We start from the raw sequence: 19,821 nt of genomic DNA, 5'->3' as shown, positions 1-19,821 counted from the left end.
AATCAAGACTGCCTTTTGTCAATCTTTCTCGTTGGACCCAGATTAAATTTGTTTGGTTTATTACATAACCACTGTTAAACACCGCTTTTGATTTCCGTGCAAGACTTCGCTTTCCGCGGGCGGCCGGTGAGCCTCCTCGTCGCTGCGCTCCTGTGGGGTCTCTCCTGTCTCGCTGTTCCCGCAGGAGTCTTCGTCTTGCACTCCAATCAACCGCTAGAACCGTTATTACAACAAAAACCTGTATCAGAGCTATTTATTAGTACACAGAATGCTGTTCTCATCCTATTAAGTATTACTATTATTTACTCATTACTGATGTAAATTCTTTTCTTCTTCCCCAAGCTGTTGATTGATGTATCTTGCTGCAACGAAGAGGAAATCAGACAATCGATTCAGATATGACAGTACTAGAGGATTCACTTCTGCTCCTATTCCGACCGCTTCCCGTTCCGCTCTTCTCACAATCGTACGGGCAGTATGTAACGCTGCGCCGGCAGGATGGCCTCCAGGCAGGATGAAATTTCTTAGCGGAGTCAAAGTCCCATCCATGAAGTCAATCTGCTCCTCGAGCTCTTTAATATTGGACTCTTCAAGCTTCCACTTCACTTCTTTTCCAGGCGGTGTAGCAAGTTCTGCCCCCACATGAAACAGGACGGTCTGGATTTTGTGAAAGAATCCTTCAAACTTTTCCTTGCCGTCAAAGTATTCCGCTTTTAAATAGCTTAACCCGAGACCGATCATTGAATTCGCTTCATCACATGTCCCATAGGCTTCCACCCGCTGATCTTTTTTAGAAACACGTGAACCATATACAAGTGAAGTTGTCCCTTTATCTCCTGACTTCGTATAAATCTTCATATTAATATCCCCTCTCTGAGTCGATCACATTTATTAATTCTTCACTCTTTTTACTATATGCTTTTAGATTCTTTTTAAAAATATCAAATGCTCTTGGCATATACATTTTCGTGATACTGGATAAGTGCGGGGTTACCGTAATCCCCTCTTCCTCCCAAAATGCATGATCGGCAGGCAGAGGTTCCTGTTCGAACACGTCAAGGAAAATATGACCAACCCTCTTTGTTCGTGCTGCCTCGAGAAGGATTGATTCTTTTACAAGGTCACCCCGGCCGATGTTAATGAATACTGCTGAATTCTTCATCTCATCAAAGTGCTCCGTTTGAAGAATATATTTTGTTTTTTCAGTGCTCGGAAGAACTGCAACAATATAGTCAGTATGCGGCAGGAACTCTACGAAATTGTTGAGTGTAAACATCTGGTCGAAGTGTTCCACCTTTATACCTGTGGAATTCACCCCTGCCGTATTCATATTAAAAGCTTTTCCTAACCGGGCGATTTCACTCCCGATTGCGCCTGCCCCTATAACAAGCAGAGAGGAACCGTTCAGTTCGGAAGTCGGAAGTCTTCTGCTCCATATTCCTTCTTCCTCTTGCTTCAAAACGGACCTGAGCTGTTTCGCATGCTGAAGCATCAATCCTAAAGTGAATTCCGCCATCGGAATTTTATGTATCCCCCTTGCATTGGTGACCAGTATCCCTTTCTTTTTGATCGCTTCAAATGGCATTTTCTCCAGGCCGGCAGATGTCACCATGATCCACTTCAGGCGCTGTGAAAGTTCTATATGCGTGTCGGTCAAATCCTCTCCCATCGTGACGATAATCTCTGCTAGCGGCAATGCTTGTTCAGCTTCAGCGATCTTTTTAAAACACATGAATTCAACCTGGGGAAAGTGTTCCTGTAAATCGGTTACAAACTCTTCATTAGGCTGAAATGTTACAACCACCTTCATCATTTTACCTCCCATCCCTGTTGAAAATAGTTTATCATAATTTTCTTTCTTCCATAAAAAAAGAGGACCGATGGATATCGGTCCTTACACGGATGAGACTGACTTATTTGAGGAGGTTGCCCTACTCTTACTATATGTCCTTTACGATGATGTGAATGGACATAAGCCTCAGCCTTTGTAAAATAGGCTGAAAAATAGGCTTACGATAGATTATCTCCAATATACTTCAGAGCTTCCTCCACATGTCCCTTCACCCTGACCTTTCTCCACTCTTTTGCCAGGTTTCCATCCTTATCAATGATAAAAGTGGAACGTTCAATTCCCATATACTCTTTACCGAAGTTTTTCTTAAGCTTCCAAACTCCATATTCTTCAGCTATTTTATGCTCTTCATCCACAAGTAATAGAAATGGCAGGCCGTGCTTGTCTACGAACTTTTCGTGTTTCTCCACTGGATCCGGACTCACTCCCAGGATCACAGCATCAAGTTTTTCAAAGTTCTCATGCTGATCCCGGAAATCACATGCTTCAGTTGTGCACCCAGGGGTCATATCTTTCGGGTAAAAATAAAGGACCACATGTTTACCTCTGTAATCAGATAGCTTCACCTTTTCTCCATTACTAGCCGGCAATTCAAATTCCGGTGCTTTTTGACCTGTTTCAACCGTCATTTCCTAATCCCTCCATTTTGCTCGTTTCTAACGTTAGCGTACCCAATAGGAAGGAAAAACTCAAATCATAAGGGATTACTTTTCATAATTCATAAACGATTTTACGACGAACGCAGCGGGAATCGTATATCCAAGCCAGGATTCAATGAGTGCTATGCCCCTGCCGATTCCAATAGGAGTCACATCCCCATATCCGACAGAGAACAGGGTGATGCCGCTGAAATACATCGTTGTAAAAATATGATCAAAAAAGTCGCCTGATACAGGCTCGCCATTTTCCACAAGTATTTGTATACCTTCCAGCTCCAGCAGAGCAAACAAGAGTCCAAACCCGAGCATGATGGTTACATAGCACATACCCAAAAAGAAAAAATGGTGAAAGGAAACATAATGTACCTTCCATTTGGATGGATAGAACAATGCTCTTAAACTCATAACCATGCAAATCAGAATCATGAAAGCTATCATATAAATCATATTTATTCCCACTTTCAGTGCTTGTCTCTGTATATGTACGCTTTCGTATTCAAAATCATTCCGCCTACTTCTTTCATTCTCCCCGGCTTGGATTCAATTTGCTAAAAAGCTCTCAGGCATACTACAATAGTAGAGGTAAGCAGACATATAGGAATTATCAAGGAGGTAACCCAATGAATTTCACTCAATCAGAATCTTTACATAAAGAAGCATTGGACCATATCGTCGGAGGGGTAAACAGCCCATCCCGCTCATATAAAGCAGTTGGAGGCGGTTCTCCGGTTGCGATGGAAAAAGGAAAAGGTGCATATTTCTGGGACGTTGACGGCAATAAGTACATCGACTATCTTGCAGCATACGGGCCGATCATCACTGGGCACGCTCACCCACATATCACCGAAGCGATCAAAGAAGCCGCTGAAAACGGAGTACTCTACGGAACCCCTACCCGCCATGAAGTAAAGTTCGCAAAAATGATTAAAGAAGCGATGCCGTATATGGATAAGGTTCGTTTCGTCAACTCTGGTACAGAAGCCGTCATGACGACGATCCGCGTAGCCCGTGCATATACAGGAAGAGACAAAATCATCAAATTTGCCGGCTGTTATCACGGGCATTCTGATTTAGTCCTTGTCGCAGCTGGTTCGGGTCCTTCCACCCTGGGAACACCCGATTCTGCAGGTGTCCCGAAGAGCATCGCACAGGAAGTGATCACGGTACCTTTCAATGATATCGACCCGTTTAAGGAAGCAATGGAAAAATGGGGAGATCAAATTGCCGGTGTACTTGTAGAACCGATCGTCGGGAATTTCGGAATCGTCGAACCGAAGGAAGGCTTTCTCGAGCAGGTTAATGAGATCGCACACAGTGCAGGAAGTCTTGTCATTTATGATGAAGTGATCACTGCGTTCCGCTTTATGTATGGAGGGGCACAGGACATGTTGAAGGTTAAACCTGACCTGACTGCACTTGGCAAGATCATCGGAGGAGGCCTTCCGATCGGTGCGTACGGAGGCAAGCAGGAAATCATGGAACAGGTGGCACCGCTTGGTCCAGCGTATCAAGCCGGTACGATGGCAGGAAACCCTGCTTCCATCCTTTCAGGTATCGCATGTCTCGAGGTCCTTAAGGAAGAGGGCGTATACGAGAAGCTGGATGAACTTGGCCAAAAGCTTGAAGAAGGCATCCTGGCCGCAGCCCAAAAACACAATACGCCGATTTCGGTCAACCGTTTGAAAGGAGCGCTCACCCTTTACTTCACAAAAGACAAAGTCGAAAACTACGAGCAAGCCGAGGCAACAGACGGAGAAATGTTCGCCAAATTCTTCAAGCTCATGCTGAACCAGGGCATCAACCTCGCCCCATCCAAATACGAAGCATGGTTCCTCACAACAGAACATACAGAAGAAGACATCAACGTAACACTGGAAGCAGTAGACAAAGCATTTGCACAACTATAACGCCTAATCATTTGCCCCCGTTCATACCATATGAGCGGGGTTTTTTAATAATTTAATATGAAACGATCGGTTTTAACAACCGGTTCAAGCTTTTGATTGGAGTGCAAGAACAAGACTCCTAACCGAAAAGCGGAAGAGCTTTTGTCAGAGGCGGTTTGGCTTATGACATGTGCCTCTAGCCCTGCAGCTAGACAGTTGACTCTCCTAAAAAGGAGGCTTACAGGTCACCCGCGGAAAGCGAAGTCTTGCACGGAAATCGACTGCGGTATATTATTGGCATATTCCCTAATATTATGTAAGCCCTCCCAATCCTTACACATTGACCCCTCCGTTTAACCCCCTGTCGAATAAGGTAATAAAATTGTATAAAACTATTTGCAATTGCCTATTGATATTGCTTTAAAATGCCTGTATAGTACAGTATTGTTTATCAAAAAGTCACTCAAGAAAGGACCTGTTTTCATGAAACTTGGTGCCCGCATCCTTAAAACGGGAATCGCGATTGTCATTGCATTACTTGTTTCACAGATGTTAGGTATTCCATCCCCTGTATTTGCAGGGATTGCAGCGATTTTTGCTGTACAGCCAACCATATACCGTTCTTATTTATCGATTATTGAACAAATCCAGGCAAACCTGATCGGGGCCGGGACAGCAGTTTTATTCGTCCTTTTATTTGGAAGTAACCCGCTCGTCGTTGGACTCGCAGCAATCGTTGCCATTGCAATCATACTTAAATTAAAACTGGAAAAAACGATCGGTCTTGCTTTAGTGACGATGATTGCGATTATGGAAGTCACTGATCAGGCATTTATCCAGTTTGCACTTATACGTTTTTCAACGATCATGATCGGGGTCTTCTCCTCATTCCTGGTGAACTTGATTTTTATCCCGCCAAAATACGAAACAAAGCTGTATCATAAAATCTCTGATTCCAGTGAAGAAATTTTAAAATGGATCAGATTGAGCATGAGGCATGCAACAGAATTCCATTTACTCAAGAAAGACCTTGAACGTATGAAAGAAAAATTAATCAAGGTCGACCAGCTTTACCTTCTGTATAAAGAAGAAAGGGATTATTTTAAAAAGAATACCATCTCAAAAAGCCGAAAGCTGGTCATCTACAGACAGATGATTTCCTCAGCAAACAGGAGCTTTGATATTCTCAAGCGGATAAACCGCTATGAAAATGAAATTCTTCAATTGCCGGATGAATTGAAGAACAGCATTAAAGGACAGCTTGACTGCCTACTGACTTATCATGAACAACTATTATTGAAGTTCATCGGTAAGATGCATCCTCAGACGGATTCAGAAGCATACCAGGATGTATGCCTTCACCGTAAAGAGCTGTTAAAAAGAATGCTAGCTGAAATTCAGAACAACAGTGAAAACGACAATGTCCAGAACTTCCATATGCTTCATATCTTTTCAGCCATCTTCCTTTATGATGAGCATCTTGAACATCTGGAGAAGCTGATTACGAGTTTTCAATCCTATCATACGGATGATAACGAAGTGGAGATCGGAGAGGAAGAAGAATAATATAAAAGATCGTCAACTCCAGTTTGGGATTGACGATCTTTTTCTTTAGTTTTTCATTTTCGGATCGAGCGCATCACGCAGCCCGTCACCCATCAGGTTGAACCCGAGTACGGTAAGCATGATGGCAAGTCCAGGGAAAATCATCGTCCATGGTGCCTGCAGCATGAACGTACGTGCATCCGCAAGCATTTTCCCCCATTCAGGAGTCGGTGCCTGGGCACCCAACCCGAGGAAACCCAACGCTGCAGCCTCGATGATTGCTGTTGCAATGGCTAGTGTACCCTGTACGATGATAGGTGCCATACTATTAGGAAGGACATGACTGAATAGAATTCGGCTGTCCTTCATGCCAATGGCTTTAGCCGCCATTACATACTCTTCCTGCTTAACACTCAATACTCTCGAACGAATCAGACGTCCGAAGTTCGGAATGTTGATGATGGCAATGGCTATCAACGCGTTTCTTAAAGATGGCCCAAGAGCCGCCACTACTGCAATTGCAAGCAGGATGCTGGGAAAAGCAAGCATAATATCAAAGATACGTGAAATGATCGTGTCCACCCATCTACCATAATAACCTGCCACGATTCCCAGAAGACTCCCCGCAACTGCGGAGCCGATTACTGCAAAGAATCCTACCCATAGTGAGATTCGAGCTCCATGTATGATCCTTGATAATATATCTCGTCCGAAGTCATCCGTGCCCAGCCAATGCTCTGAAGATGGAGCCTGCAGCCTTTTTGACAAGTCCTGTTCATTGATTCCCTGCGGGGCAATGACTGGAGCCAGAACGGCTAGGAGAACGAAGAATAAGACGATACAAAAACCGACAAGCGCGATTTTGTTTTTAACAAAGCTTTTCCAAGCTTCCTTCCAGGGAGAAACCGTTTCCTCTTGTAGCCCTGGATTTAATTCCTTTTGCGGTTCTGCGATTTCTGCCATCAGAGTTCACCTCTTTCTATTGATGTTAGTTATATTTAATCCGCGGATCGACAGCAGCGTACAGTAAATCTACGATTAAGTTAATCGTTACGAAGATTGTAGCAACTACCAGAATCCCTGATTGGATTACCGGATAATCACGATAACCGATCGCTTCATAAATATAACGGCCAATTCCCGGCCATCCAAAAATCGTTTCAGTAAGAATGGCTCCCCCCAATAACAGTCCCATCTGCAAACCAATGACTGTCAACACAGGAATAATCGCATTCTTCAGTGAATGCTTGTACACTACCCAGAACATTTTCAACCCTTTTGCCCGGGCTGTCCGAATGTAGTCCGAACGCATGACTTCAAGCATACTTGATCGTGTCATACGTGCAATGATCGCCATGGGGATCGTTGCAAGAGCAATCCCTGGTAAAATCAAATGCTTTAATACTTCACCCAGCTGATCAAAGCGCCCCTGAATGATCGTATCGATAATATACAGATTCGTGATGGAATCAATCGGATTTCGAATATTCTCCCTGCCGGTTGTAGGCAGCCAGTCCAGCTGGATTCCGAAAATCCACTGTTCCATTAACCCTAACCAGAAGATCGGAAGGGAAACCCCGACCAAAGCCAGGATCATAGCCGTATAGTCAAACCAGGAGTTCTGGAACCATGCACTGATGATCCCCGCATTTACGCCTATGACAACGGCTATGATGATTGCTACCACTGCTAACTCAAATGTAGCTGCCAAATAGGGCCATATTTCCTGAGAAACTTCTACTTTTGTACGTAACGACTCCCCTAAATCACCTGTAAATAAGCCGCCAAGGTAGTTGAAATATTGCACATACCATGGGTTGTCCAGACCCAATTGAGCCCGAAGTGCCTCAATCGCCTCTTTTGTCGCCTGCTGACCTAAGATCACCTGAGCCGGATCCCCTGGAATTGCGCGGATGATAAAAAATACGATCAGGGTCATACCCAGTAATACAGGTATCAACTGAAGTAATCTTCGTATGGTGTATTGAAACATCTTGTTCACCCCTCTTAATGGAGATTCTTAACCTAAGAAGCAAGTTCTTAACCTTTTCTCATGAGAGTGGATACACGTTTGATGGTGTATCCACTCTGAATGTTATTTTGAGGAGGCTGGCGAGCCCCTCCGCTTTTCTATTGTCCAGCTCCAGCGGCTAGAGACTCGAGACATAAGTCATGCCATCCCTAAAGGCAAAAACACCTTTAGGGATGCCCTGCCTTATGCTTGTCGTCTCTAGGCGAGCCGCCTCCGCCTTTCTATCGTCCAGCTCCGGCGGCTAGAGACTCGAGACATAAGTCATGCCATCCCTAAAGGCAAAAACGCCTTTAGGGATGCCCTGCCTTATGCTTTCGTCTCTGGGCGAGCCGCCTCCGCCTTTCTATGTACAAAGGGGAGAAATCAAAGACGTCTCCCCTTTGTGTACCTTATTATTGTTCGATATCAACTTCGCCTAGGAAGTCAGAACCTGTTGGATGCGGTTTGAAGTTCTTAAGTGCTGCAGTTCCAGCCAATAATGGTGTGGAGTGAGCAAGTGGAACCCATGGAGCATCCGCATGGATGATTTCTTGAGCTTCTTTATAAAGCTCTTCACGCTTTGCTTCATCCGTTTCAGATTGCGCAGCGATCAATTTTTCATGAAGCTCGTCATTGCTGTAGTACGTGTAGTTGTTGCTTCCGATGTTGTCTTTATCAAGAAGGACATATAGGAAGTTGTCAGCGTCACCGTTGTCACCAGTCCAACCTAGTAAGAACGCGTCAGCTTCACCTTTACGAGCTTTTTCCAGGTAAGTTGCCCACTCGTAAGAAACAATTTTTGCTTTGATGCCAACTTCGGCAAGGTCAGCTTGAATCGCTTCAGCCACTTTTTGTCCGTCCGGCATGTAAGGACGTGGAACTGGCATTGCCCAAAGCTCCATTTCAAAACCTTTTTCATGTCCTGCTTCAGCAAGGAGTTCTTTAGCCTTTTCAGGATTATACTCATAACCTTCGATATCGTCGTTATAACCGCCGATTACCGGAGGCATTGGGTTTTTCGCTACTTCCGCTCTTCCTTCGAAGAATGCGTCAACGATCTCCTGCTTGTTGATTGCGTAGTTGATTGCTTGACGTACTTTAGGATCATCAAATGGTTTACGGGTAGAAGTCAAACCAAGGTACCCGACGTTCATGGAAGGACGTTCGAATAACTGTAATTGGTCATTGCTCTCCACTTGTGATGCATCACTAGGATTCACACCATCAGCAAGATCGATTTCACCAGAAACCAATGCATTAAGACGTGCAGAGTTTTCAGGGATCGACTTAAATACAACTTGATCTAACTTAGGATAATCTTTTTGCCAGTAATCTTCGTTTTTAACTAAGACAATCTTGTCGTTACGTTTCCATTCTTTGAATTTGAATGGTCCTGTACCAGCGTCTGTTGGAGCTTCACCCAGCTTATCGCCAAGCTCATCAAGTGCTTTAGGACTTACAATCGCAAACGGACTCATTGCGATATTCTTTAAGAATGGTGCTTGAGGACGTTTTAATACAAATTCTACAGTCTTTTCATCGACAGCTTTTACTTCCTTGATAACGTGGCCTTCATCACCTTTAAATCCGCCAAACATAGATTTGTAGTAGTAGAAAGCTTCTTCATTTCCATTCATCCAGCGCTCGAAGTTTTTAACGACAGCATCCGCATTAAAGTCTGTGCCGTCTTGGAACTTAACTCCTTCTCGAAGAGTGAACGTATACGTTAAACCATCATCTGAAACCTTCCATTCTTCTGCGAGTCCAGGATTTACTTCTGTATCCTGCTCTCCGAATTCTACTAATGTTTCAAAAATGTTCTTTGTTACCTTAAATGATTCACCGTCAGTAACGGTCGCCGGGTCAAGAGCAACTGAGTCTCCCCCGCGTCCGAAGATCAATACTTTCGGATCTCCGCTATCTTTACTGTCGCTGCCTTCGCCTGAAGAACCTTCAGAGCCTCCGCATCCGTATAACACGGATGAAAGGACTAAAATCAGCAGCATTAAAATTGACCAGCCTTTCTTCCTCAATGAAATCCCCTCCTGAATAATGTTTATATACTTATGAGGCTTGCCGCCTAATAAAGATGGCAAGCTACATAATGCCCTGGTTGGTGTTCCTTGAATTCCGGCACCTTCTGTTTACAGACTTCCGTTGCCATAGGGCAGCGGGTATGGAAGGTGCATCCGCTTGGCGGATTGGAAGGACTCGGAATGTCCCCCTGCAATAGCTGTGTTTCTCTCTTAAAGTCCGGATCTGGTATCGGGACTGCGGAGAGAAGGGCCTGGGTATAAGGGTGCAATGGTTTCTCATATAAAGTCTCACTATCACTGAGCTCTACCATTTTCCCTAAGTACATAACTCCCACTCTGTCGCTTATATGTCTAACTACACCCAGATCATGAGCAATGAAGATATAGGTGAGTTCGAACTCTTTCTGAAGATCCTGCATCAGATTTAAAACCTGTGACTGGATGGATACGTCTAATGCAGAGACAGGTTCATCCGCGATGATCAGTTTCGGTTTTGTCATGAGTGCACGGGCAATCCCGATCCGCTGTCTTTGCCCTCCGCTGAATTGGTGCGGATAGCGTTTCGCGTGATAGCTGCTTAAACCTACTATGTTCAGAAGTTCATGCACTCTCTTTTTACGTTCTTTTGCCGATCCCATTCCGTGGACCTTGAGCGGCTCTTCCAAAATCTTTTCCACTGTATGCCTTGGATTCAAGGAAGCGTATGGATCCTGAAAGACCATTTGGATTTCCCGGCGGATTTTTCTCATTTCTGAGTTTGATAGATTCGTAAGCTCGCGGTCTTCAAAAGTGACTCTGCCTTCGGATGGGTCGATCAGCCTCATCAGCATCCGGCCGGTAGTGGATTTACCGCAGCCGCTTTCTCCTACGATTCCCAAGGTCTCTCCCTTGTTGACTGTAAAAGAGACTCCATCCACTGCTTTCACTGAACTGACGGGTCGTCCAAGAATTCCTCCTGTGATAGGAAAATGTTTCTTAAGATTTTCAACCTTTAGCAATGGTTCCGTCATAAACTCCCTCCTCTGCTTCATCGAACAGGAAGCACCGTGTGCAATGTCCTGGTGTTGTTTCATATAGTTCCGGCGTTTCTACCAGACAGCGGTCGAACGCAAAATCGCATCGGGCTGCAAACCTGCACCCTCTTTTAATCGACCCGGGTTTAGGGACATTCCCCTGAATCGAGTGGAGCCGCTGCTGTTTCACCCGCATATCGGGTACGGACTGGATGAGTCCTTTGGTATATGGATGCTGTGGATTTTTGAAGATTTCTTCCACGGTTCCTTCCTCAACCACTTTTCCTGAATACATCACTACGATTCTTTCGCATGTTTCTGCAACCACTCCTAAATCGTGTGTGATGAGCAGCACAGCTGTATTCAGTTCTTTATTCAGCTTTTTCATCAGCTTTAAAATCTGGGCCTGGATGGTTACATCGAGTGCGGTGGTAGGTTCATCGGCAATAAGCACCTGCGGGTCGCATACCATTGCCATCGCGATCATGACCCTTTGTCTCATCCCTCCAGACAACTGATGCGGATATTCCTTGATCAGTTCGTCTGCCCGCGGGAGTCCAACCATTTTCATGATTTCGACTGCTTTGTCTCTCGCTTGTTTCTTCGTCGCTTTTGTATGTATGCGAATCGCTTCGGTCAATTGATCTCCTATCGTAAAAACAGGGTTTAACGATGTCATCGGTTCCTGGAAGATCATGGCTATGTCATTACCCCGGATATCTCTCATTCGCTTTTCTGAAACTTTCGTCAGGTCTTCATCCTTATAAAGGATCTTACCGCCTGTGATTTTCCCCGGCGGGCTGGGCACGAGTCCCATGATGGAAAGCGAGGTGACACTTTTACCGCATCCGCTCTCTCCGACCACTCCCAGGATTTCACCTTCATTCACATGAAAACTAACGCCATCGACTGCAGGAACTTCTCCATCATCTGTAAAAAAGGAGGTCCTTAAATCTTCTACGGTTAGTAAAGGACGTGCTTGACTCATTCAAATCCTCCCCTTGAAACAATTCTCTCTTTTCTCAATTGTGGTACTTTTCTAAATTTTTATATGTTTCTTATTATACAAGATGTTACAAATGTTGCAATCTATTTTCAGAATTTTCTTCTCAATCCTTTTATTCGTCTATGTTGCCTAATCCATTTCAATATATGTCCAAAAACCCGTTTCATTCCTCCTATATCTTTTAATAGAGTAAAGAAGGAGACTTGTAATTTATAGGAGATTATCGGCATATCAACAAAAATAATCATGACTTTTTTCCCTGCACAAAAAAGGTCCGTGCTACACTGCTGTTTTGACACAGTGTGGCACGGACCTTCTATTATTGATCTAATTGCTGAACCTGAAAAAGCTTATAATAATGTCCCTGTCTTTCCATCAATTCCTGGTGCGTGCCCATTTCCGAGATCTCTCCATGCTCCATGTGAATGATCCTGTCTGCATGGGTGATCGTTGATAAACGGTGGGCTACAATGAACGTGGTGCGATCTTTCGCCAATACTTCCAACGCTTCCTGGATCAGATGCTCACTCTCGAGATCAAGTGCAGAAGTAGCTTCATCGAGAATAAGGATAGGCGGGTTTTTCAGGAAGACCCTGGCGATTGCCACTCTTTGTTTCTGCCCGCCGGAGAGCTTCACACCTCTTTCTCCTACTCGTGTGTCATACCCCTCAGGCAGCTTCATGATGAAATCATGGGCATTTGCAGCTTTGGCAGCCTTTATGACATCTTCATCACTAGCTTCCGGGTTTCCGAATTTTATATTCATTTTCACAGATTCACTGAAAAGAATATTATCCTGAAGTACCATTCCGATTTTATCCCTGAGAGATCTGGCCTCGAATCTTCTGATGTCTGTACCGTCTAATTGAATTTCTCCCTTGGTCACATCGTAGAATCGCGGGATCAAACTGACAAGAGAGGATTTGCCCCCGCCGCTCATTCCCACAAGTGCAACGGTTTCCCCTGATTGAATATCCAGATTGAGATTCCTCAGTACCTCTTCTTCCTTAGGATCATATTGAAAGGATACATTTTTGAACTGGATATCCCCTTTCACATTGCGGCATGGAACTGCACCGGGCTCATCATCCACATCATACTTTTCATCCATGAATTCAAATACCCTGTCCATGGAGGCGATTGATTGCGTCAAGGTAGTCGATGAATTCACGAGCCTTCTCAGTGGATTATATAACCGGTCAATATAAGCAATGAATGCCGCCATTGTACCGATGGTGAGGTCTTCTTGTATTACTTGAAGACCTGCGTACCCAATGATGATCAATGGAGAAATATCCGTAATGGTATTCACCACCGCGAAGGCTTTCGCGTTCCAGCTCGTTTGCTTTAATGCTTTGGTTAAGAAGTTGCTATTCTGTCCTTCAAATTGCTTCTGCTCATAGTCCTCCACTGCAAAACTCTTGATGACAGACATCCCCTGCACCCTCTCATGCAGATGGCTCTGAACTTCTGCAAGCGCTTGTGAACGCTCCCTTGTCAAACCTCGCAGCCTTCCGAAGAAATAGCGTACCGAAAAGGCATAGAAGGGAAAAGCAATCAATGAAACCAGCGTCAGTGTCACGTCCATCGTAAACATAATGGCAAGTGCTATGATGATAGTGGCTGCATCCAGCCATAGATTCATAAGTCCCGTGATGACGAAGTTCTTCGTCTGCTCGACATCATTGATCACCCTTGAGATGACTTCGCCTGCACGGGTATTGGAATAATATTTAAAACTCAATTTTTGAATATGGGAAAAGAGAGTATCCCTTAAATCAAAAAGGATCTTATTCCCTGTCCATTGTGCAAAATATTGCCTGTAATACTCAACCGGCGGTCTGATGATGAGAAACAGCACAAGCATAACGCCCATGATCGTAAGTAAATTACTTGTTTTTTCCTGTGTTGTTAAGCTCCCATTCCCCACGATATCGTCGATGACGTATTTAATCAGAATCGGAATCAGCAATGGAATGGCAAACTTAATAATTCCTATGATGAGGGTACCTATAATCTGCCAGCGATAAGGCTTAACAAATTGCAGGTAACGTTTGATACTATCCAAGTCATTACTCCTTTCCAAGTAAGAGCCTGTAGATTTATCCATTTTTCACGCGCTTTAAAAAAAGAACGAAAACAGCCTCCATTAAAAAGGGATGACCCAACAGGAACACGGTACTCCTTTTCTCCAAAAGCCAGTCTACTGGGAGAGAAAAGGAAGCTCCTTACTGGGTCAGCCCTTCGTAAACTATACAGTTGTCCAGGTTGGTTACCCCCTATGTGTTAAGTAGCGATCATACCAGATATCAATGAAGTCAGGTGCAAAAGGACCTTTCCTTTGTCGTATCCATCGTACAAGCTTGTCCACATTTCTCTTCAGGATGTGATCGATCACATCCGGGTAACCGTACAATTTCCGATGAGCCTCGTATTCATCCTCATCAAGCAATGTATACGTCATATCAGGAAACACTTTAATATCCAAGTCATAATCAATGTACTTGATTGCTTCATGATCGTATACGAATGGTGAACTTAAATTACAATAATAATAAATCCCGTCCTCACGGATCATACAAATAATGTTAAACCATAGTTCAGAATGAAAATAACAGATTGCGGGTTCGCGTGTCATCCATGTTCTTCCGTCTGATTCCGTTACAAGTGTCCGGTCGTTTCCCCCGATGATCACATTACTTGTCCCTTTCAAAACAGTCGTTTCATTCCATATCCTGTGGATATTTCCATCATGCTTATAACTATGTATTTGTACAGATCGCCCTTCAGTGGGAACAGCCATTGTATCCCCTTCTTTCCTAACAAATTCCATGTATATATAATTGTTTATTCTATTATTATAACGTTTCCCCAGCAAATTTAAAACAAAAGGGCTGTCTTTAAAGAAATTCGTCTTTAAAGATGGCCCGGTTTTGGATTTTATTTAACTGTGTAAGTGATTGGGTTGCATGGTGAACAGATAGTAAATTATTGGATAACTCTTTTAAATGCCGCAGTTGATTTCCGTGCAAGACTTCGCTTTCCGCGGGTGGCCCGTGAGCCTCCTCGTCGCTGCGCTCCTGTGGGGTCTCACATGTCTAGCTGCAGGGCTTAGAGGCACATGTCATAAGTCAAACCGTCCAAGAAGGCAAAGGGCGCCTTCTAGGTCGGTTCGCCTTATGCCAACCGCCTCTGAGCAAAGCCCTTCCGCTTTTCGAATTGGCCACTTCTCCCGCAGGAGTCTTCGTCTTGCACTCCAATCAACTGCTGGATAGTCGCCAACCACTATTCAGTTCCCATAACCTTCTTAAAATTTTTAGATTAAAATTAAGACTATGACGGCACTTCATTATATTCTTCCTGATAGGAACGGATTACGTCATCGGTTTGTTCCTGAAAGATACGGTGGATTTCTTTCAGCTCTCTTTTCTTTTGGATGATTTCACTTTTCAATGACTGGACCTTGGTCATTTCCTGCAATTCTATAAGTTCCCCTTCAAGTTTCTGGCAGCGCTCAATCTCTGCCTGAAGAAACAACAGCTTATCCATTGTCGCCAACTGTTCAGATACCAATTGATTAAACCTTTGCTGCATCAAACCTACCATCCCTTCTAAACAAGCTCTCTTAGAACATTCTCCTTCCACTTTCCAAACCCTTTGACAACATCTGTCACAATCCCACCACTTTTGTCGACCACTCTCTCTACCTCTTTAAAGCATCGAGGGACGGGCCTTTAGTTTGCTAAATGCCCGTCCCTCGATACTTCAACGCAGAAAAGCACCCGCCGGTAAGCGGGTGCTTGGTCTGATCTTCAGCGATTATTGTTGTTGACCAGAGTTTTGACCTTTTTTAGCTTGAGATTGAGCGTTTTGTTGACGCACCTCTTGAGCGTTTGTTTCAGAAGCGAACTCAGTACCGTATTGTTGCTGAGCTCCTGCTTGAGCGTTTTGTTGTTTAACGTGTTGAACGCTAGTACCAGATTGAGTTTTGTTTGGTTGTTTTGCCATTGTAATCACCTCCACGCTAATTAAGATAACCTGGCGCGAGGGAGACTATCCAAAAAAATAATGGAAAAACAATCCATAAAACAGACATCAAACGAGCAGTGAACGCCCGCCGTCCACGATGATCGTTTGGCCTCTGATCATCGATGAATCGTCCGAAACCAGGAACAGAACCGACTTCACAAGATCTTCGATTTCCACCATGCGTCCAGCAGGAGTATTTTTACGTGCATCCTCCAAGAGGTCTTCACGATTCGGGAAATGTTTAAGGGCATCCGTATCGATCGCTCCTCCGGAAACAGCATTTACAATGATATTCTTTGGAGCAAGCTCGACTGCCAAATAACGCGTCAATGCTTCCACCGCTGCTTTTGAAACGCCCACGGTGGTGTAGTTATCAAGGTAACGGATCGACCCGAGTGAGCTGATACTGACGATCTTTCCGCCTTTATCCATCAATTTCGCGGCTTCCTGGGCACAGAATAGTAAAGCTTTACTGTTGATATTCATCGTCCAGTCCCAATGAGACTCTTCAAGCTCCATAACGGGTCTCAGCACCCCGGAAGCTGCGTTGCTCACAAGCACATCCAATCGTCCGAACTCTTCTTTGATCTGTTCGAACATCGCTTTGATTTTATCCACATCACCTACGTTGGCACGGACGACAAATGCTTTCCGGCCTAACTTTTCTACTTCTTCAGCAGTTTCAAGAGCCCCTTTTTTGCTGCGGGCATAGTTCACGACGATATCGTATCCCTGCTGGGCCAATTGAATGGCAATTTCTCTTCCAAGCCCCCGGCTGCTTCCTGTTACCAATGCTACTTTTTCACTCATTCTTGTTCATCCTTTCAAATTTATTTTCCATAACAAGCAATTGTTTTTCAAAGCATAATCAGCCTCCATTTACTTAAAACTAATGGAGATAATTCGAATAATTGGAGGTCTGATCGTATGTATGTTGGTCGGGATATGACGGAGCTGTCCATGCTCCCTAAAAGTGAATGGAAGAAAAGCGAACTTGCCTACTTTCATCATTCACTACAACAAATAGTACCCTATTTGAACGCAGAAGGACAATCCATTCATCGTGAAATCGTTGAAGAGATTGAAAACAGGGGCGGATTGAACCGCGGGGAAGCTGATTATACACATGGCACGAAAACGGTATACGATTGATAGTAAGTCTATCAAGGCCCTTGGCTGAAGACGTGTTGACATGCCTTCAGCCAAGGGCCTCTATATCAGTTGTTTACTACATGATTTGTTTCTTTCCAGATTTTCTGATGGGAAACCGGAAATGCATATTTTTCCATTTCTTCATTCGTTACGGCAATTAATTCAGTATCTTTTAAAGCGGTACTTTCGACGCTCCCGGCATATACTTCAATATCCCAGATGATATGAGAGAATACATGCTGAATTTTGGTGATGACTCCTGCTTTTAAGGAAGCTTCCACGCCATAGTCTGCTTCCAACCTTTCTCCCAGCTGCTTTCTTCCGCTTCTCGTCTCTGTCACTTCAAAATTGGGGAACTCCCACAGGTTCGCCAGCAGGCCTGTGCTTGGACGTTTGTGAATCACAACACGGTTATCCTCAGTGAAAAGGACGGCTGCGGCCATATTCAACTTGCGTGCCGCCTTCTTTTTTGATTTGATCGGAAGTTCTGTCTGTACTCCTTCATGGAAGGCCTGACAATGTTCACGTACCGGGCATAGCAGGCAGGACGGGGATGTCGGCGTACATATCAATGCACCCAGTTCCATTAAAGCCTGATTGAAGTAAGAAGGATTCTCTTTTGAAATAAGAGCCCTTACGGCTTCCTCGAACACTTTCCGTGACGAAGGCTTCGCTATATCAAGCCATATGGAGAGGATCCTCGAGAACACCCTCATGACGTTTCCGTCTACAGCGGGCTCAGGTTTCCCATAGGCGATACTGAGGACGGCTCCTGCAGTATAAGGACCGACACCTTTAAGGGAAGAAATCTCCTTGGGAGTATCAGGGACGACCCCCCCATATTTTTCATGGACTTCCTTCACTGCCGATTGCAGATTTCTGACCCGTGAATAATACCCAAGACCTTCCCATGCCTTCAATACTTCCTCCTCATTTGCAAGGGCGAGAGCATCTATTGTAGGAAATTTCTCAAGGAATCGGTTAAAATAAGGAATGACTGTATCTACTCTGGTCTGCTGAAGCATGATTTCTGATACCCATACTTTATAGGGATCACGATCCTTTCTCCACGGCAGGTCACGCTGCTCCCTTGAAAACCAGGTAATTAAATCTTTCTGAAATTCCTCACGGTCAATGGTCTCTAAATGTTTTAACGGTTCTTCTTTCAATTTGTACCTCCAAAGATGTTAGATGTTGCGATGATTAGGGAATAAATAATGTATTATGAACTTTTTTTCAGCCCGAAGCATGTCATTTCTTTTAATCCGCCGCAGATGCAATCATCCAATAATCCAAATAGTAAATGACGGCGGGACGTTCGTAAACGTTTAAGTGCGAAGTAATGTGCCTCTGTCGGGACGTCGAATGTTTCGATGTATCGATTGGAATCCGCCTCGGATTTTTCCCAGCAAATATTCATGGCATCGTACTCCGGCAATGTGTGAAGGATGTTTTCCATGATCTGCCTGTATTGATGATGGAGACTGTGCTTGATTTCATATTCAAGATAAATTTGTAATGATTTTTTCATTTGAAATATGCTCCTTTTAACCATATCATGAAGTGCAACGAAAACAAACGAATTCAGTCAAGGGAGGACTTTTTTTGGATACAGGTACTCATATCGTTATGGGTTTCGCTCTGGGAGGTTTAGCCACGCTCGATCCCGCTGTCGCTGAGAGCAGCGCTACTTCAACGAGTGTCCTCATAGCTGCAGTCATCGGTTCTCAGATCCCTGACATTGATACTGTGTTGAAACTGCGAAATAATGCGGTATATATACGTCACCACCGTGGAATCACTCACAGCATTCCCGCTGTCCTTATGTGGCCCCTGCTCATAGTCGCATGCATCTATCCATTTTTTCCTGAAGCGAATCTGCTTCACTTATGGATTTGGACATTCACTGCCGTTTTCCTGCATGTATTTGTCGACATATTCAACGCTTACGGCACCCAGGCTCTGAGGCCGATTTCGTCGAAATGGGTCGCTTTGGGTGTGATCAACACGTTTGATCTTCCCATATTCATCATCCATGTGATCGGCTTGATCCTATGGGGGCTCGGCTTTCCGCCTGGAGAGACGTTCCTGGTGATGTACATCGTCATTTTCGCCTATTATGTCCTCCGGTTCCAAGTTCAAAAAGCTGTTAAGAATGCCGTCAAAAGAAGGATACCGGAAGCCGAGAAAATCATCGTCTCCCCTACCATGCGCTTTTTTCAATGGCGGCTTGCCGTTGTTACGAAGGATAAATTTTATGTCGCAAGGGCTTTTAGACGTTCGATCACGATATTTGACGAATTCAATCGAATTCCTATACCGGATCTTCCAGTCATCAAAGCGGCTAAGAAAGATAAGAACCTATCGGCGTTTCTTTCCTTCTCTCCTGTTTACCGCTGGGAAATAGACGAATTCGACGACCATTTCGAGGTTCGCTTCATTGACCTCCGTTACCGGAATAACGGTCATTACCCATTTGTCGCACTCGTTCAGCTCGACAAGGATCTTAGCGTTGTCAGCTCTTATACCGGCTGGGTATTCAGCGAGGAAAAATTGCGCAAAAAAGTCGATATCGACATTTTAATCGATTAACGCACCGAGGGACGGGCCTTTAGCATGCTAAAGGCCCGTC

Annotated in this window: 20 protein-coding genes and 1 pseudogene (1 of these 21 running past the window's edge); 4 read left to right on the top strand and 17 right to left on the bottom strand. The window is 44.4% G+C overall.

Annotated elements, in window-relative coordinates:
• From HWX64_RS21865 to HWX64_RS05500, 5 genes and pseudogenes are all read right to left on the bottom strand, one after another.
• Positions 1-210, bottom strand: a pseudogene (locus HWX64_RS21865) (hypothetical protein) (it extends 2 nt beyond the left edge of the window).
• Between the two features lie 99 nt (positions 211-309).
• Complete coding sequence (locus HWX64_RS05515) at positions 310-858, bottom strand: cob(I)yrinic acid a,c-diamide adenosyltransferase (RefSeq protein WP_175987994.1); 549 nt, start codon at positions 856-858, stop codon at positions 310-312.
• Between the two features lies 1 nt (position 859).
• A complete protein-coding gene (locus HWX64_RS05510) occupies positions 860-1,813 on the bottom strand; it encodes a D-2-hydroxyacid dehydrogenase (protein ID WP_368495570.1) in 954 nt (317 codons plus the stop codon).
• 197 nt (positions 1,814-2,010) lie between these two features.
• Positions 2,011-2,481 (bottom strand): thioredoxin-dependent thiol peroxidase, encoded by a 471-nt coding sequence (bcp, locus tag HWX64_RS05505; RefSeq protein WP_175987991.1) that lies wholly within the window; start codon positions 2,479-2,481, stop codon positions 2,011-2,013.
• Between the two features lie 75 nt (positions 2,482-2,556).
• On the bottom strand, positions 2,557-2,958 hold the full coding sequence (locus HWX64_RS05500) for a two pore domain potassium channel family protein (protein ID WP_175987989.1): 402 nt from the start codon (positions 2,956-2,958) through the stop codon (positions 2,557-2,559).
• 173 nt (positions 2,959-3,131) lie between these two features.
• Here HWX64_RS05500 and HWX64_RS05495 point away from each other — a divergent pair, with 173 nt between their 5' ends.
• Together HWX64_RS05495 and HWX64_RS05490 are read left to right on the top strand one after the other, a co-directional pair.
• Positions 3,132-4,418 carry a glutamate-1-semialdehyde 2,1-aminomutase gene (locus HWX64_RS05495; protein ID WP_175987987.1) on the top strand — a complete coding sequence of 429 codons (1,287 nt, stop codon included), beginning with the start codon at positions 3,132-3,134 and terminating at the stop codon, positions 4,416-4,418.
• Between the two features lie 462 nt (positions 4,419-4,880).
• Positions 4,881-5,963: an aromatic acid exporter family protein gene (locus HWX64_RS05490; RefSeq protein ID WP_175987986.1), complete on the top strand. Its 1,083-nt coding sequence runs from the start codon at positions 4,881-4,883 to the stop codon at positions 5,961-5,963.
• 45 nt (positions 5,964-6,008) lie between these two features.
• Here HWX64_RS05490 and nikC read toward each other — a convergent pair whose 3' ends face one another.
• The 10 genes from nikC to fabL form a co-directional block, all read right to left on the bottom strand.
• Positions 6,009-6,905 (bottom strand): nickel transporter permease, encoded by an 897-nt coding sequence (gene nikC, locus HWX64_RS05485; protein ID WP_175987983.1) that lies wholly within the window; start codon positions 6,903-6,905, stop codon positions 6,009-6,011.
• 25 nt (positions 6,906-6,930) lie between these two features.
• Positions 6,931-7,935 (bottom strand): ABC transporter permease, encoded by a 1,005-nt coding sequence (locus HWX64_RS05480; protein ID WP_175987981.1) that lies wholly within the window; start codon positions 7,933-7,935, stop codon positions 6,931-6,933.
• A gap of 431 nt (positions 7,936-8,366) precedes the next feature.
• On the bottom strand, positions 8,367-9,959 hold the full coding sequence (locus HWX64_RS05475) for an ABC transporter substrate-binding protein (protein ID WP_175989654.1): 1,593 nt from the start codon (positions 9,957-9,959) through the stop codon (positions 8,367-8,369).
• A 74-nt stretch (positions 9,960-10,033) separates the two neighbouring features.
• Entirely contained in the window at positions 10,034-10,999 is a 966-nt protein-coding gene (locus tag HWX64_RS05470) for an ABC transporter ATP-binding protein (protein ID WP_175987980.1), read from the bottom strand.
• Positions 10,974-11,990: an ABC transporter ATP-binding protein gene (locus tag HWX64_RS05465; RefSeq protein ID WP_175987978.1), complete on the bottom strand. Its 1,017-nt coding sequence runs from the start codon at positions 11,988-11,990 to the stop codon at positions 10,974-10,976. The genes HWX64_RS05470 and HWX64_RS05465 overlap by 26 nt, the downstream gene beginning before the upstream one ends.
• Before the next feature lie 337 nt (positions 11,991-12,327).
• The gene (locus HWX64_RS05460; RefSeq protein WP_254871044.1) at positions 12,328-14,076 is read right to left on the bottom strand and encodes an ABC transporter ATP-binding protein; all 1,749 of its coding nucleotides are present in this window, start codon (positions 14,074-14,076) and stop codon (positions 12,328-12,330) included.
• Positions 14,077-14,280: 204 nt separating this feature from the next.
• The gene (locus HWX64_RS05455; protein ID WP_175987974.1) at positions 14,281-14,811 is read right to left on the bottom strand and encodes a DUF402 domain-containing protein; all 531 of its coding nucleotides are present in this window, start codon (positions 14,809-14,811) and stop codon (positions 14,281-14,283) included.
• A gap of 530 nt (positions 14,812-15,341) precedes the next feature.
• Positions 15,342-15,602 (bottom strand): YgaB family protein, encoded by a 261-nt coding sequence (locus tag HWX64_RS05450; RefSeq protein WP_175989653.1) that lies wholly within the window; start codon positions 15,600-15,602, stop codon positions 15,342-15,344.
• 225 nt (positions 15,603-15,827) lie between these two features.
• Positions 15,828-16,016 carry a gamma-type small acid-soluble spore protein gene (locus HWX64_RS05445; RefSeq protein ID WP_175987972.1) on the bottom strand — a complete coding sequence of 63 codons (189 nt, stop codon included), beginning with the start codon at positions 16,014-16,016 and terminating at the stop codon, positions 15,828-15,830.
• Between the two features lie 87 nt (positions 16,017-16,103).
• Positions 16,104-16,847, bottom strand: coding sequence for an enoyl-[acyl-carrier-protein] reductase FabL (fabL, locus tag HWX64_RS05440; protein ID WP_175987970.1), 744 nt, complete (start codon positions 16,845-16,847; stop codon positions 16,104-16,106).
• A gap of 117 nt (positions 16,848-16,964) precedes the next feature.
• Between fabL and HWX64_RS05435 the strand changes: the two genes are divergently transcribed.
• Positions 16,965-17,189, top strand: coding sequence for a hypothetical protein (locus HWX64_RS05435; RefSeq protein WP_175987968.1), 225 nt, complete (start codon positions 16,965-16,967; stop codon positions 17,187-17,189).
• A gap of 65 nt (positions 17,190-17,254) precedes the next feature.
• Here HWX64_RS05435 and mutY read toward each other — a convergent pair whose 3' ends face one another.
• Together mutY and HWX64_RS05425 are read right to left on the bottom strand one after the other, a co-directional pair.
• Complete coding sequence (mutY, locus tag HWX64_RS05430; RefSeq protein WP_175987966.1) at positions 17,255-18,358, bottom strand: A/G-specific adenine glycosylase; 1,104 nt, start codon at positions 18,356-18,358, stop codon at positions 17,255-17,257.
• 53 nt (positions 18,359-18,411) lie between these two features.
• Positions 18,412-18,720 carry a hypothetical protein gene (locus tag HWX64_RS05425; RefSeq protein ID WP_175987963.1) on the bottom strand — a complete coding sequence of 103 codons (309 nt, stop codon included), beginning with the start codon at positions 18,718-18,720 and terminating at the stop codon, positions 18,412-18,414.
• 74 nt (positions 18,721-18,794) lie between these two features.
• Between HWX64_RS05425 and HWX64_RS05420 the strand changes: the two genes are divergently transcribed.
• Positions 18,795-19,781 carry a metal-dependent hydrolase gene (locus HWX64_RS05420; RefSeq protein WP_175987961.1) on the top strand — a complete coding sequence of 329 codons (987 nt, stop codon included), beginning with the start codon at positions 18,795-18,797 and terminating at the stop codon, positions 19,779-19,781.
• Positions 19,782-19,821: the final 40 nt, after the last annotated feature.

This window comes from Bacillus sp. Marseille-Q1617 (assembly GCF_903645295.1).
Lineage (GTDB): Bacteria > Bacillota > Bacilli > Bacillales > Bacillaceae_B > Rossellomorea.
This window is presented reverse-complemented; position numbering and strand designations above follow the sequence as displayed.

Bases quoted from the DNA above. Each gene is read 5' to 3' on its own strand.
- HWX64_RS05515 (WP_175987994.1), bottom strand. From the start codon at position 858: ATGAAGATTTATACGAAGTCAGGAGATAAAGGGACAACTTCACTTGTA.
- nikC (WP_175987983.1), bottom strand. From the start codon at position 6,905: ATGGCAGAAATCGCAGAACCGCAAAAGGAATTAAATCCAGGGCTACAA.
- HWX64_RS05510 (WP_368495570.1), bottom strand. From the start codon at position 1,813: ATGATGAAGGTGGTTGTAACATTTCAGCCTAATGAAGAGTTTGTAACC.
- HWX64_RS05480 (WP_175987981.1), bottom strand. From the start codon at position 7,935: ATGTTTCAATACACCATACGAAGATTACTTCAGTTGATACCTGTATTA.
- HWX64_RS05450 (WP_175989653.1), bottom strand. From the start codon at position 15,602: ATGCAGCAAAGGTTTAATCAATTGGTATCTGAACAGTTGGCGACAATG.
- HWX64_RS05470 (WP_175987980.1), bottom strand. From the start codon at position 10,999: ATGACGGAACCATTGCTAAAGGTTGAAAATCTTAAGAAACATTTTCCT.
- HWX64_RS05490 (WP_175987986.1), top strand. From the start codon at position 4,881: ATGAAACTTGGTGCCCGCATCCTTAAAACGGGAATCGCGATTGTCATT.
- fabL (WP_175987970.1), bottom strand. From the start codon at position 16,847: ATGAGTGAAAAAGTAGCATTGGTAACAGGAAGCAGCCGGGGGCTTGGA.
- HWX64_RS05445 (WP_175987972.1), bottom strand. From the start codon at position 16,016: ATGGCAAAACAACCAAACAAAACTCAATCTGGTACTAGCGTTCAACAC.
- HWX64_RS05435 (WP_175987968.1), top strand. From the start codon at position 16,965: ATGTATGTTGGTCGGGATATGACGGAGCTGTCCATGCTCCCTAAAAGT.
- HWX64_RS05495 (WP_175987987.1), top strand. From the start codon at position 3,132: ATGAATTTCACTCAATCAGAATCTTTACATAAAGAAGCATTGGACCAT.
- HWX64_RS05425 (WP_175987963.1), bottom strand. From the start codon at position 18,720: ATGAAAAAATCATTACAAATTTATCTTGAATATGAAATCAAGCACAGT.
- HWX64_RS05500 (WP_175987989.1), bottom strand. From the start codon at position 2,958: ATGATTTATATGATAGCTTTCATGATTCTGATTTGCATGGTTATGAGT.
- HWX64_RS05475 (WP_175989654.1), bottom strand. From the start codon at position 9,959: ATGCTGCTGATTTTAGTCCTTTCATCCGTGTTATACGGATGCGGAGGC.
- HWX64_RS05455 (WP_175987974.1), bottom strand. From the start codon at position 14,811: ATGGCTGTTCCCACTGAAGGGCGATCTGTACAAATACATAGTTATAAG.
- bcp (WP_175987991.1), bottom strand. From the start codon at position 2,481: ATGACGGTTGAAACAGGTCAAAAAGCACCGGAATTTGAATTGCCGGCT.
- HWX64_RS05465 (WP_175987978.1), bottom strand. From the start codon at position 11,990: ATGAGTCAAGCACGTCCTTTACTAACCGTAGAAGATTTAAGGACCTCC.